This is a genomic window from Sphingopyxis sp. (genome assembly GCF_016704835.1).
Classification (GTDB): domain Bacteria; phylum Pseudomonadota; class Alphaproteobacteria; order Sphingomonadales; family Sphingomonadaceae; genus Sphingopyxis.
Window position 1 is genome coordinate 54,518 of sequence record NZ_JADIZJ010000002.1, and the last position, 13,094, is coordinate 67,611.

Genomic DNA, 13,094 nt, shown 5'->3' on the forward strand with positions numbered 1-13,094 from the left:
ACTTTCACGGCTGTCGCTCCCGGTCAACCGGCGTCAGGCCGCGGCCGCCCGCACGCTCGTGCCCGCTTCCGCAATCGAAGGACATTCATGGAGGTCATAACCCGCTGTCTCGCGCCCGATATCGGCGAGTTCGCCATGAACCCGCAGAATATCGCCGCTGACATCGACCAGCGCCATTTGCGCCTTCATCAATCGGCGGATCGTTGCCTGCCCTCTGGTCGCCGGCACCCCGGCGGTGTCGCGCCGCGCGGTGACGACGCTGGTCATCAGCGAAGACACTGCGATGAGTGCATCGTCGATCCTGACTTCGGCGGCGGGTACGTCGCGGATCAGACGGGCTGCCGTGATTGTAAGTGCTTGGGACATGACTTCTCCTCTGCCGGAAGCATCGCTCCGGCCTATTGGTGACAGACAGGATGAAAGGATCAGCCGGAAATCAGACGGGTGAGCGTTTCACCGATCGTCACCCCCGCCAGCGTCAGCAGGATCAATCCGGCGAACATCGCCGCCATGATCCAGACTTTGCTCGAACGCGCGTGATCGCGCCTCCAGAGACCCTTGAACGGCGGGTCGACCGCATTGGGATGCTTGGCGAGCGATGCATGATCGTTCAGCGCCAATGCGGTCGGCTCTCCGTCCGGGAAATCGGATGGCATCAATCTGGCGGGCGCCGGTAGTATGATCGGATCCCATGGTATTCGGTCATAGGTCCGCTTGAGACGCGCATAGCGGACGGCCGCCTCGGCTCTGCTGTCCGCTCCCAGAATATCGCGCGCGGTCGTGAGCCTGAGATCGACGGCCTGTTTCGAGATGTCGAGCCGCCGCGCAATCTGCTTTGAGGTCTGATGCTCAAGCACAAGATCGAGACAAGCGCGCTGCTTGTCCGTGAGCCGCGCCCAGCACAATTCATCCTCTGACGGCTGCGACACCGAATCAGTCATTGTTACACTGTTGTCAAAATCGGGCGTTTCACAAGTTCCACCATGATTTTTATCCGTTCCGATGCGGATCGACCTACGCCACGGCCTGTCTTTCTACGAGACGGTACGACGGCGCGAAAACCTTGTTGAATTTGGGTTTTCTCTGCGTCTCTTACTCATCCCCGTCGAGCCGGGCATCATCGCCAAGGCTCATGAAACGGGGTTCCCGATGGGCGCAGAACCAATCCGGCTGGAGGCACGTCACCGCAGCGCGCGCATGCTGCGCACCGCGATGGGCGGTGCGATCGCGGATTGGCTCGCCGACCGCGAGGTCATCGAAATCATGCTCAATCCCGACGGTCGGCTGTGGGTCGACCGCCTCGGCCAAGGGATCGAGGACAGCGGTGAAACACTGAGCGCCGCCGATGGCGAGCGCATCATTCGTCTCGTCGCGCATCATGTCGGCGCCGAAGTGCATGGCAGCGCGCCGCGCGTATCGGCCGAGCTGCCCGAAGGAGGCGAGCGTTTCGAGGGATTGTTGCCGCCGGTCGTTGCCGCGCCGACCTTTGCGATCCGCAAACCGGCAATCGCGGTCTTCACGCTCGGCGATTATGTGAACTCGGGCATCATGTCGGCGGAGGCTGCGGACATACTTCGCTGCGGCGTGCGCGACCGGCTCAACATCCTCGTTGCGGGCGGCACCGGGACCGGCAAGACGACGCTGACCAACGCGTTGCTCGCCGAAATTGCGGGCAGCCGCGACCGGATCGTGTTGATCGAGGACACGCGCGAACTGCAGTGCGCGGCGCCCAATCTCGTCGCGATGCGCACCAAGGACGGTGTCGCATCGCTGTCCGATCTCGTCCGCTCCTCGCTGCGCCTCCGGCCCGACCGCATTCCGATCGGCGAGGTGCGCGGCGCCGAAGCGCTGGATCTCCTGAAAGCATGGGGCACAGGTCATCCCGGCGGTGTCGGAACAATCCATGCCGGGAGTGCGCTTGGCGCGCTGCGCCGTATGGAGCAGCTCATCCAGGAAGCCGTGATCACCGTCCCGCGCGCTCTTCTCGCCGAGACGATCAATCTGGTCGCCGTGCTCGTCCGCGACGGAACGGGCCGGCGCCTCGCCGAACTCGCCCGCATCGACGGGTTCGACCGGCTGAACCTCGAATATCGGCTGACCCCGCTCATCACCCCTGAAGGAGAAAATCGATGATCCATGCTCTTCGGCATGGCGCACGGCGCGCCATGCTCTGTTCGACCGCGATGTTCGTTGCGCTTGCGGTATCCGCGCCGGCCTATGCCGGCGGCTCGTCGATGCCGTGGGAAGCGCCGCTGCAGTCGATCCTCGAGAGCATCGAGGGTCCGGTCGCAAAGATCGTCGCGGTGATCATCATCATCGTGACCGGTCTCAGCCTCGCCTTCGGCGACACGTCGGGTGGGTTCCGCCGGCTGGTCCAGATCGTGTTCGGCCTGTCGATCGCCTTTGCCGCCTCGAGCTTCTTCCTGTCGTTCTTCTCCTTCGGCGGCGGAGCGCTCGTGTGATGAGCCGGGAAGGGGAAGTGCCGGGCTTCTTTGCTCCGGTTCACCGGGCGCTCGCCGAGCCGATCCTCCTCGGCGGGGCGCCGCGCAGCCTCGCGATCGTCAACGGCACGCTCGCGGGCGCCGTCGGTCTCGGCCTCCGGCTCTGGATCGTCGGCGTCGCGATATGGGCGGTCGGCCACACCCTCTCGGTCTGGGCCGCCCGCCGCGACCCGCAGTTCGTCGACGTCGCCCGGCGTCACCTCAAATATCCCGTCTGGATGCGCTCATGATGAATCTCTCCGAATATCGCACGAAATCCGCCCGCCTCGCCGATTTTCTCCCTTGGGTCTGCCTGGTGGCGGAGGGCGTGGTGCTGAACAAGGACGGCGCGTTCCAGCGCACGGCGCGCTTCCGCGGCCCCGACCTCGACAGCGCCACGCCCGCCGAACTCGTGGCGGTCACCGCGCGCCTCAACAGCGCGCTGCGGCGCCTCGGGTCGGGCTGGGCAGTCTTCGTCGAAGCCCAGCGTGTGCCCGCGGTGACCTATCCGGTGTCCGAGTTCCCCGATGCGGTGTCCGAGCTGGTCGATGTCGAACGCCGCGAGCAGTTCCGCGAGGAAGGCGCCCATTTCGAGAGCTTCTATTATCTGACCCTCTTGTGGATGCCGCCGGCAGAGGAAGCGGCGCGCGCCGAGTACTGGCTCTATGAGGGCCGCTCGAAGACCGGCGTCGACCCCAAGGAATTGCTGAAAAGCTTCGTCGATCGCACGGGGCGCATGCTCCATCTCGTCGAGGGCTTCATGCCCGAGGCCGAATGGCTGGATGACGGCGAGACATTAACCTACCTCCACAGCTGTGTCTCGACCAAGGTCCAGCACGTCCGGGTGCCCGAGACGCCTGCCTATCTCGACGCGCTGCTCGCCGACGAAGCGCTCGTCGGCGGGCTCGAGCCGCGGCTCGGCGATCATCATCTGCGCACCCTCACCATCACCGGCTTCCCGAGCGTCACCTTCCCGGGCCTGCTCGACGAATTGAACCGCCAGGCGTTCGCCTATCGCTGGTCGTCGCGCGCCATCATGCTCGACAAGACCGACGCGACCAAGCTGCTGACCAAGATCCGGCGGCAATGGTTCGCCAAGCGCAAGTCGGTCGCCGCGATCCTCAAGGAGGTGATGACCAACGAGGCCTCTGTCCTGATGGACAGCGATGCCTCGAACAAGGCGGCCGACGCCGACATGGCACTGCAGGAGCTTGGCGCCGACGAGGCGGGCATCGCCTATGTCACCGCGACGATCACCGTCTGGGATCGCGATCCGGCGCTCGCGGCCGAGAAGCTGCGCCTCGTCGAGAAAATCGTTCAGAGCCGCGACTTCACCTGCACGGTGGAAGGCGTCAATGCGCTCGAGGCCTGGTTCGGGAGCCTCCCCGGCCATGTCTATGCCAATGTTCGCCAGCCCCCGATTTCCACCCTTAATCTTGCCCATCTCATTCCCTTGTCGGCGGTGTGGGCGGGGGCGGAGCGGGACGAGCATTTCGGTGATGCCCCCTTGCTTTACGGCAAGACCGAAGGCTCGACCCCGTTCCGCTTTTCGCTGCATGTCGGCGACGTCGGCCATTGCCTCGTGGTCGGCCCGACCGGTGCCGGGAAATCCGTCCTGCTCGCGCTGATGGCGCTCCAGTTCCGCCGCTACGAGGGCAACCAGATATTCGCCTTCGATTATGGCGGTTCGATCCGCGCCGCGGCGATTGCCATGGGCGGCGATTGGCAGGATCTTGGCGGGGCGCTGCACGATGCCGGCAGCGCCGGGTCGGTCGCTCTGCAACCGCTGGCGCGCATCGACGAGGCCGCGGAGCGCGCCTGGGCAGCCGAATGGCTCGCCGCCTTGCTCGCGGGCGAAGGGGTCGACGTCGATCCGGCCGCGAAGGAGCATCTCTGGTCGGCGCTCACGTCGCTCGCGACGGCGCCAATCCGCGAGCGCACGCTGACCGGTCTTGCCGTCCTGCTCCAATCGCAAGAGCTGAAGCTCGCGCTTTCGCCCTATCTCGTGGGCGGTCCCTGGGGACGGCTGCTCGACGCCGAGGCCGAGCATCTTGGCGATGCGCGTGTTCAGGCGCTCGAAACCGAAGGGCTGGTCGGCGCCTCGTCGGCGGCCTCGGTCCTCGCCTATCTGTTCCACCGCATCGAGGGCCGCCTCGACGGCTCACCGACGCTGATCATCATCGACGAAGGCTGGCTCGTGCTCGACAGCCCCGCCTTCGCGGCGCAGCTGCGCGAGTGGCTGAAGACGCTCCGCAAGAAAAATGCGAGCGTGATCTTCGCGACGCAAAGCCTCGCCGATATCGAGGGCTCGCGCATTGCGCCGGCGATCATCGAGAGCTGCCCGACACGCATTTTCCTGCCCAACGAACGCGCCGCCGAGCCTCAGATCGCGCGGGTCTATGAACGCTTCGGGCTCAACGATCGCCAGATCGAGATATTGAGCCGCGCAACGCCGAAGCGCGACTATTATTGCCAGTCGCGACGCGGCAACCGGCTGTTCGAACTCGGCCTCGGCGACATCGCACTCGCTTTCACCGCTGCCTCTTCAAAGACCGACCAGATCAAGATCGGCGAGCTGATCGAGACGCGCGGCCACGCCGATTTTGCCGAATTCTGGCTGCGTCACCGCGGCCTCTATTGGGCCGCCGATCTGCTCGCGAACCTCGAAACCCCCGACCAGCTGAAGGAGTCCTTTTTATGAAGAATGTGAAGAACCGCGTGCTGCTTGCTGCCCTGCTCGCCGGATCGACCTTGATCGCGAGCGGAGTGACTGTTCCCGCCGCGGCGCAGATCGGCGGCATCGTCCACGATCCGCGTAACTATGCGCAGAATATCCTGACCGCCGCGCGCACCCTCGAGCAGATCAACAATCAGATCTCCATGTTGCAAAACCAGGCGACGTCGCTGGCGAACGAGGCGCGCAATCTGACAAGCCTGCCCGTCTCGACGCTGCAGGAATTGCAGGGCCAGGTTGATCGCACCCGCCAATTGCTGAGCGAGGCGCAGCGCGTCGCTTATGACGTCGGCGATATCCAGACCGCTTTCGATGCCCGCTACAAGGGCGCAGCCTTGTCGGGGCCGCAGGCGGCGATGGTCGCCAATGCCGAGGCGCGTTGGAACGACAGCGTCGGCGCGTTCCAGGATGCGATGAAGGTGCAGGCCGGCGTCGTCACCAACATCGGCGGCACGCGCCAGTCGATCGGAACCCTCGTCTCGGCGAGCCAGTCGGCGACCGGCGCCTTGCAGGCGGCGCAGGCGGGCAACCAGATCCTCGCCGTCCAGTCGCAGCAGATCTCCGACCTCACCGCCGCTCTCGCCGCGCAGGGCCGGGCGCAGATGCTCGACGCGGCGCGCAGCGCCGCCGCCGAGGCCGAAGGCCGCGAGCGCTTCCGCCGCTTCCGCAAAGGCAATTGAGATGGGCCGGGCGGCGAAGATAGCGGCGGTCGCGGTGCTGGGCGGCCTGCTCATGACGCTGGCAATTCTGCATGCGTCTTCGCCGCCTACGCCTCGTGCGCCCGCCCCCCCGATCTCCGCGGCGGGCGCACACCCGGCAGCCGCCGACGTGGCCGAGCGCTGCCGCACGGTCACGGTCGCCGATGCGGACTGTGAAGCGGCCTGGGACGCCAGGCGCCGCCATTTCTTTGGACAGAAGGACTAGCCCGATGGAAGACACCGGCGTTATCGACCAGTTTCTGGCGGTCTTCTCGACTTATATCGACAGCGGCTTCGGGCTGCTCGGGGGCGAAGTCGGCTTTCTCTCCTCGACCCTCATCGTCATCGACGTGACGATTGCCGCGCTGTTCTGGGCGTGGGGCACCGACGAGGACATCATCCAGCGGCTCGTCAAGAAGACGCTCTACATCGGCGTCTTCGCCTTCATCATCGGCAACTTCCAGGCGCTTGCCGTCATCATGCTCGAAAGCTTCGCTGGCCTCGGCCTCAAGGCGAGCGGCGGCGCGATGGCGATCGGCGACTTCATGCGTCCGGGCGTGGTCGCCGCGACCGGGATCGATGCGGCGCAGCCATTGCTCGATGCGTCGGCGAACCTCGTCGGCCCGGTCGGTCTCTTCACCAACTTCGTGCAGATCATGATCCTGCTGATCGCCTGGGTGATCGTCGTCCTCGCCTTCTTCATTCTCGCGGTGCAGGTCTTCGTTACCATTTTGGAATTCAAGCTGGTGACGCTCGCGGGCTTCGTGTTGCTGCCGTTCGCCTTCTTCGGCCGCACCGCCTTCATGGCCGAACGCGTGCTTGGCCACATCATATCCTCGGGCATCAAGGTGCTCGTCCTCGCGGTGATCACCGGCATCGGGGTGACCCTGTTCGACCGCTTCATGCAAGCCGGCCTCGGTCCGGAGCCTGACATCGAACAGGTCATGGCGATCGCGCTCGGCGCACTGACGCTGCTCGGCCTCGGCATCTTCGGTCCCTCGATCGCCAACGGGATCGTCGCCGGCGGTCCGCAACTCGGAGCAGGGGCCGCCGCCGGCACCGCAGTCGCCGCAGGCGCAACGCTTGCCGCCGGGGCGGCTGGCGCGACCCTGGCCACCGGCGCGGCTGCAGCGGCGGCGCGCGGCACAGCTGCTGCCGGTGCCCGCGGAGCGGGGAGCGCGTCGACAGCTTATGCGGCGGGCGCGGCCGGGAAGAGCGGAGCGAAGGCCATCGGCGGGGGACTTGCGAATGTGGCACGTACCGCAGCCAGCGGCGCAGCTTCACCTGTTCGCAGCATGGCCGAACGGGTTCGCGCGAATTTCGCGTCGGGCCGCGACGGTCCCACCGATAGCGCGGCGCCAGCGCAAGCTGCCAGCGCGCCTCCGGCCTGGGCGGCGGCGATGCGGCGGCGCCAGACCATGACGCATGGCGCGACCATCGGCGCGCAGACGCTCAAGAGCGGCGACAGCCACGGGGCCGGCTCGGCGCCGAACATCAGCGAAAAGGACTGATCCCATGTTCAAAAGACCCACCAATCATTATGGCCGCGCGCCTGAGCCGGTCACGCCCTACCAGCGCGCCGCGCAAGTGTGGGACGATCGGATCGGATCGGCGCGCGTCCAGGCCAAGAACTGGCGGCTCGCCTTCTTCGGCTCGTTGATCATCTCCGCTGGTCTTGCCGGCGGCCTGGTCTGGCAGTCCGCCCGCGGGACGATCACGCCCTGGGTCGTCGAGGTCGACAAGCTGGGTGAAGCGCGCGCGGTCGCGCCGGCCGACGGCGATTATCAACCGACCGATCCGCAGGTCGCGTTCCATCTCGCGCGCTTCATCGAACATGTTCGCAGCATTCCCGCCGATCCGGTCGTGCTGCGGGCCGACTGGCTCAGCGCTTATGACTTTACCACCGCGACCGGAGCGCAGGCGCTCAATGACTATGCCCGCACCAACGATCCCTTTGCCGAGGTCGGCAAGGCCCAGGTCGCGGTCGATGTGTCGAGCGTCATTCGGGCTTCGAAAGACAGCTTCCGCATCGCCTGGAGCGAGCGCCGATATCAGGACGGCAGCCTAGTCGAGCGTTCGCGCTGGTCGGCGATCGTGACCGTCGCGATCCGGCCGCCACGCACGCCCGACGCGCTTCGCCGCAACCCGATCGGGCTGTTTGTCAATGCTATCAACTGGTCGAAGGAACTCAGCCAATGACGCGATATCCTCTGCTTCCGATCGCACTCGCAGCCATGCTTTCCTTGCTTGCGGCGCCCGCCGCGGCGAGCGAGGCCGCCGATCCCCGCCAGCGCGTCGGCCGCGCCAACGCCGAGGCGCGCGTGCAGCCCGACCGGCAAGGCTATCGGAACGCCATCCAGCAATATGCCTGGTCCGAAGGCGCGCTCTTTCAGGTCTATGCTGCGCCAGGGCAGGTCACCGACATCGTCCTCCAGGAGGGCGAACAGCTCGTCGGCCCGGGGCCGGTCGCCGCGGGCGACACGGTGCGCTGGATCATCGGCGATACGGTCAGCGGGACCGGCGCGCGGCGGCGCGTGCATATCCTGGCGAAGCCCACCCGATCCGATATCGCCACGAATCTCATCATCAACACCGACCGGCGCACCTATCATGTCGAGCTGCGCGCGACCGCCGCGGCCTATATGGCATCGGTATCCTGGACCTATCCCGCCGATGAGCTGATCGCCTTGCAGCTTGCCGAGGCCGAGGCGGCGAGGGTGGCGCCCGTTGCCGGGGCGATCGATCTCGCCGCGCTCAACTTCCGCTACCGCATCGCAGGCGACAAGGCCGCGTGGCGGCCCGTGCGCGCCTTCGACGACTCGCGCCAGCTAATCATCGAATTCGGTGAGGATATCGCCACCGGCGATATGCCGCCACTCTTCGTCATCGGCGGCAGCGGCGAGGCCGAGCTTGTCAACTACCGGGTGCAGGGCCGCTACATGATCGTCGACCGCCTTTTCGAGCGCGGCGAACTCCGCTTGGGCGCCGGAAAGCAGGCCCGCGTCGTTCGGATCAAGCGTGAAATGCCGCGCCGCCGGGGGCGGTCGTGACCGGGCCGGCAAGCGAGGCGGTGGCGCCCGCCGACGTGCCGGAAGCGGGCGAGCGCACGGCGCCCGGCCCGGAGGTCGATCCTTTTCGGCTACGCGGCGACACGCCGCGGGTCATGCGGCTTTCGCGCAAGGCGCTCGCGATGATCGGCGCTGCCGGCGGCACCGCGATCGGCGGCGCTCTGCTCTGGGCGCTGCAACCCGTAGCCCCGAAGACCGCCGAGAATCTCTACACGGCCGATGGAGCGAATCGCGCCGAAGTCGTCACCGGTGCGCCCGCCGACTATGGCAAGGTGCCGAAGCTCGGACCGCCGCTACCCGGCGATCTCGGGCGACCGATCGTCTCGGCGCAGCAGAACGGCGAGACGATCCCGGTGCCGCCGATGGGAAATCCGCCCGCCGGCGGGCGCTCACCCGCCGACAAGGCGCGCGATCGGGCGCGGCTGGAGCGCGAGGCCGCCACGGCGAGCCGGATATTCCTTGGAGGAGGGACCTCGGGCGCGCCGGTGGCAGACGCGCAGCGTGGATCGATCGAACCGTCCGCCGCGACCATGTCGGCACCCGAAGGCGGCGCGCGGACTCCGGCGGCGGCGCGGCGCGCCTTTCTCGCGGGCGGCTCCGCCGAACCGTTCGAGAGTGCCGAGCGCCTTCATGCGCCTGCTTCGCCATACATCCTTCAGGCGGGAAGTCTCATTCCGGCCGCGCTGATCACTGGGATCAGGTCCGACCTTCCCGGACAGGTCACGGCGCAGGTGACCCAGAATGTCTACGATAGCCCGACGGGTCGCATTCTCCTCATTCCGCAGGGTGCCCGGCTGATCGGCGACTATGACAGCGAAATATCCGTGGGGCAGGAGCGCGTCTTGCTGGCCTGGAACCGGTTGATCCTGCCCGGTGGCCGATCGATCCGGCTCGATCGTCAGCCCGGCGCCGATGCGCGGGGCATGGCGGGGATTGCCGATCGCACCGACCATCATTGGGGGTCGATGCTGCGCGCGGCGCTCGTCTCTTCGTTGCTCGGCGTCGGAGCCGAACTTGGCTCGGACGGGGATGATGCGCTCGTGCGGGCGCTTCGCGACGGGCCGCAGGATACGGTCAACCAGTCGGGACGGCGGCTCGTCGAGCGTCAGATGAACATCCCGCCAACCCTCACGATCCGCCCCGGCTTCGCTTTGCGGGTCCTTGTCACACGCGATCTGATACTCGAACCGCCGGCGGGTGCGGCCCCATGAGCAAGCTGCGCCTAGGCCCCATCGCCGACGACAAGCCCGTGAAGCTGTCGATCGAATTGCCGGGATCCCTCCATCGCGAATTGCTCGTCTATGCCGAGGTGCATGCGAAGGCTAATGGCCTCGCGGCGCCTATGGCGCCGGAAAAGATCGCGGTGCCGATGATCGAGCGCTTTATCGCGACCGATCGTGGATTTGCGACGGAACGGCGGCGGCGCTGAGTGTCTGCGGCGTCATCCTCACGTCGGTCAGGCGTGATCACCCATATGTGTTCGTTCAAACCGCTGGCGGCGGTGCGCCAAAAAAAAGACGCCCGCGCGATCGAAACCGTGCGGGCGTCAGATGAAGATCTCTGTTTCCTGAAAGGAAGAGCTCTTCTGGGTCGCACCGCGCGGATAGCGTCGCGAGCCGACCGATAATTGTACGGCAGCGCCAAAGATACCCTGGAGCTCAAACCGTTGTCGGCTTTCGGTTAGTTTCAGTCAGAAACCCGGCGATCTCCGATCGGCCAAGACCAGCGATTCCCCTGAGTAGCGAACATTCCGGGGAGAGGGGGTCATTTCTTGCCCTATTTGCTCAAAGAATTCCTGTGTCCTTTAGCCAATCTTCCACGAGCGTCGGCCATCGCTCAACGGGATGACGCAGCGGGCGCATGGCGAAGGCGTGCCCTCCCTTGGCAAAGAGATGGACTTCCGCTGGAACACCTGCCTCGTCCAGCGCTCGCGCATAGACTATGCTATTGCAAATCGGATCGACGGGATCGTCCCAAGCCTGAAGAAGAAATGTTGGCGGGGTCATCTTGGTAACTTTGATACCAGGATCAAGCGAGCCCCCCGATCTGCACAGGTGGCCTGGGAACATTGCGATGGCAAAATCGGGCCGGCTGCTCACTTTGTCTATTTCGTCGACCGGCTCATAAGCAGGTTCGAATATATTGCTGGTCTGCGCGACCAGATACCCTCCGGCTGAGAAGCCTATGACACCGATCTTGCGGGGGTTGATCTTGAGCTCGCTGGCGCGCGAGCGCACCAGGCGTATCGCACGCTGGGCGACCTGCAACGCAAGGAGGTGCTTGGGCGTCACTGCACAATGGCAGTCTTCATCATAATGGTGGCCGCTTTTGGGAACATGGTATTTGACGAGCACGCAAGTGGTGCCTCTTGAAGTCAGCCAGTCGCGAACTTCACTACCTTCCAGATCGATCGCGAGCTTGGAGAATCCTCCGCCGGGAAAAACCAGCATCGCTGTGCCATTGCCTGGTTGTTGGGCGGGAAACACCGTGAGAGTGGGCACAGTGACGTTGAAGGCGCCGGTGGGTTCAACGGATCGTCGCAACACTTTATTCTTTGAGGAGAAGGAGTGTGGGGATGAAGCAGCGTCAGCGGATTTATTACTCGGCGGCACAGCGATCCGAGATCTGGGACCGGTGGCAGCGCGGGGAGTCGATGAGTTCGATCGGGCGGCGGTTTGATCGGCAGTCGTCGTCGATTTTCTCGGTGCTGTCGCCGTCGGGCGGCATTCGTCCGTCGGAGCGCAAGCGGTCGGAACGATCCCTCAGCCTGAGCGAGCGCGAGGAGATATCAAGAGGTCTTGTCGCCGGCCGCTCGCTCAGAGCGATCGCAACCCAGCTTGGTCGGGCGCCTTCGACGATCAGTCGGGAGGTCTGGCGGGGTGGCGGTCGCGATCGGTATCGCGGGATCGTTTCGGATCAGGCAGCGTGGGACCGCGCGCTGCGGCCCAAGCCGTGCAAGCTGGCTTGCTATCCCGCGTTGCGCCGAACAGTATCGCGCAAGCTGCGCCGCAGTTGGTCACCCGAGCAGATCGCTGGCTGGCTCAAGCGCGGCTTTCCGGACGGAGAGCAGCACCGCGTGTCACACGAGACGATCTACAAAAGCCTGTTCATCCAGGCGCGCGGCGTCCTGAAGAAGGAGCTGCTCGAGCATCTCCGGGCGAAGCGCACGATTCGCCGCTCGCGCCACGCCAGCCTGAAGCGCGACGGGCTTGGCCAGATCAAGGATGCGATATCGATCAGCGAGCGCCCCGCTTCGGTCGAGAACCGCGCCGTGCCCGGACATTGGGAGGGCGATCTCATCTCGGGCGCGCGAAACAGCCATATCGTGACGCTGGTCGAACGCCAGTCGCGCTACGTGATCCTGGCCAAGGTGGCGAACAAGGAGACCGCCAGCGTCGTCACGGCCCTGATCAAACAGGCGCGCAAACTGCCTCGCGAGCTCTATCAGTCGCTGACCTGGGATCGCGGCAAGGAGCTTGCCGATCACCAGCGCTTCACCTTGGCTACCGAGGTCGAAGTCTATTTTTGCGATCCCCAAAGCCCGTGGCAGCGAGGCACCAACGAAAACACCAATCGTCTGCTGCGCCAGTACCTGCCCAAGGGAACCGATCTCTCCCTGCACAGCCAGGCCAAACTCAGCGCCATCGCTCGCCAGCTCAACGAGCGCCCCAGAAAAACCTTGATGTATCAGACACCGGCTGAAATGTTCGCGGAGCGTGTTGCGGCGACCCGTTGAACCCACCCCGGTAACCGGACGTCCGGCGAAGCGTTTCGGATTCGTTGCCGTTTCGCTATACTCTGGAGGAAGTTTGACATCCTCCATGTTCGGCGCCGCTCCAGGCCACGGTGGCGTCTGCTGATGGCCCGCTGGGGTTGCCACACGCCCTCCTCCCTGCCCTCAACGCTTGCCGTCTCGGGCATCTTTGTCGGGCCCTTAGCGTCAGGATCACGCGTCTCGGCCTCGCTGCAGCCAACAACGAAGCCTTGAAAGCACAAAAGGCCTGCTGGAATCACGCTTCGCTGCAATGAAATTCCGAACCGCCCCACATTCCGCATTTTCCTGCTTCCTCCCTCGGATCGCCACCGGAAAAATTTCTCCTGACGACATCCAACC

At 65.4% G+C, this 13,094-nt stretch carries 15 protein-coding genes; 12 read left to right on the forward strand and 3 right to left on the reverse strand.

From position 1 onward, the window contains the following. Positions 1-33 precede the first annotated feature (33 nt). Together IPF76_RS07990 and IPF76_RS07995 are read right to left on the reverse strand one after the other, a co-directional pair. Positions 34-366: a hypothetical protein gene (locus tag IPF76_RS07990; protein ID WP_037557580.1), complete on the reverse strand. Its 333-nt coding sequence runs from the start codon at positions 364-366 to the stop codon at positions 34-36. A gap of 59 nt (positions 367-425) precedes the next feature. After that, complete coding sequence (locus IPF76_RS07995) at positions 426-941, reverse strand: helix-turn-helix transcriptional regulator (protein WP_293842171.1); 516 nt, start codon at positions 939-941, stop codon at positions 426-428. 208 nt (positions 942-1,149) lie between these two features. Here IPF76_RS07995 and trbB point away from each other — a divergent pair, with 208 nt between their 5' ends. Genes trbB through IPF76_RS08050 form a run of 11 tightly spaced genes read left to right on the forward strand, consistent with a single transcriptional unit; the run spans position 1,150 to position 10,409 of the window. Continuing rightward, complete coding sequence (gene trbB, locus IPF76_RS08000) at positions 1,150-2,133, forward strand: P-type conjugative transfer ATPase TrbB (protein ID WP_293842174.1); 984 nt, start codon at positions 1,150-1,152, stop codon at positions 2,131-2,133. Further along, positions 2,130-2,462, forward strand: a complete 333-nt coding sequence (locus IPF76_RS08005) for a TrbC/VirB2 family protein (protein WP_037557582.1) — start codon at positions 2,130-2,132, stop codon at positions 2,460-2,462. The genes trbB and IPF76_RS08005 overlap by 4 nt, the downstream gene beginning before the upstream one ends. Further along, positions 2,462-2,731: a VirB3 family type IV secretion system protein gene (locus tag IPF76_RS08010; RefSeq protein ID WP_037557583.1), complete on the forward strand. Its 270-nt coding sequence runs from the start codon at positions 2,462-2,464 to the stop codon at positions 2,729-2,731. The genes IPF76_RS08005 and IPF76_RS08010 overlap by 1 nt, the downstream gene beginning before the upstream one ends. After that, the gene (trbE, locus tag IPF76_RS08015; protein WP_293842180.1) at positions 2,728-5,181 is read left to right on the forward strand and encodes a conjugal transfer protein TrbE; all 2,454 of its coding nucleotides are present in this window, start codon (positions 2,728-2,730) and stop codon (positions 5,179-5,181) included. The genes IPF76_RS08010 and trbE overlap by 4 nt, the downstream gene beginning before the upstream one ends. Beyond that, positions 5,178-5,894, forward strand: coding sequence for a P-type conjugative transfer protein TrbJ (gene trbJ, locus IPF76_RS08020; RefSeq protein ID WP_293842183.1), 717 nt, complete (start codon positions 5,178-5,180; stop codon positions 5,892-5,894). The genes trbE and trbJ overlap by 4 nt, the downstream gene beginning before the upstream one ends. Before the next feature lies 1 nt (position 5,895). After that, complete coding sequence (gene trbK-alt / locus IPF76_RS08025) at positions 5,896-6,138, forward strand: putative entry exclusion protein TrbK-alt (protein ID WP_293842185.1); 243 nt, start codon at positions 5,896-5,898, stop codon at positions 6,136-6,138. A gap of 4 nt (positions 6,139-6,142) precedes the next feature. Continuing rightward, positions 6,143-7,423: a P-type conjugative transfer protein TrbL gene (gene trbL / locus IPF76_RS08030; RefSeq protein WP_293842187.1), complete on the forward strand. Its 1,281-nt coding sequence runs from the start codon at positions 6,143-6,145 to the stop codon at positions 7,421-7,423. 4 nt (positions 7,424-7,427) lie between these two features. Further along, on the forward strand, positions 7,428-8,111 hold the full coding sequence (trbF, locus tag IPF76_RS08035; protein ID WP_293842190.1) for a conjugal transfer protein TrbF: 684 nt from the start codon (positions 7,428-7,430) through the stop codon (positions 8,109-8,111). After that, positions 8,108-8,962: a P-type conjugative transfer protein TrbG gene (gene trbG, locus IPF76_RS08040; protein WP_293842193.1), complete on the forward strand. Its 855-nt coding sequence runs from the start codon at positions 8,108-8,110 to the stop codon at positions 8,960-8,962. The genes trbF and trbG overlap by 4 nt, the downstream gene beginning before the upstream one ends. Positions 8,963-8,997: 35 nt before the next feature. Next, entirely contained in the window at positions 8,998-10,191 is a 1,194-nt protein-coding gene (locus IPF76_RS08045) for a TrbI/VirB10 family protein (protein ID WP_231732775.1), read from the forward strand. Continuing rightward, on the forward strand, positions 10,188-10,409 hold the full coding sequence (locus IPF76_RS08050) for a DUF2274 domain-containing protein (RefSeq protein ID WP_293645110.1): 222 nt from the start codon (positions 10,188-10,190) through the stop codon (positions 10,407-10,409). The genes IPF76_RS08045 and IPF76_RS08050 overlap by 4 nt, the downstream gene beginning before the upstream one ends. A gap of 355 nt (positions 10,410-10,764) precedes the next feature. On the opposite strand, the gene IPF76_RS08055 is transcribed toward IPF76_RS08050, so the two are convergent. After that, positions 10,765-11,523, reverse strand: coding sequence for an alpha/beta hydrolase (locus IPF76_RS08055; RefSeq protein WP_293842196.1), 759 nt, complete (start codon positions 11,521-11,523; stop codon positions 10,765-10,767). A gap of 32 nt (positions 11,524-11,555) precedes the next feature. On the opposite strand from IPF76_RS08055, the gene IPF76_RS08060 reads away from it, so the two are divergent. Then, positions 11,556-12,716 (forward strand): IS30 family transposase, encoded by a 1,161-nt coding sequence (locus tag IPF76_RS08060; protein ID WP_293842199.1) that lies wholly within the window; start codon positions 11,556-11,558, stop codon positions 12,714-12,716. Positions 12,717-13,094 lie beyond the last annotated feature (378 nt).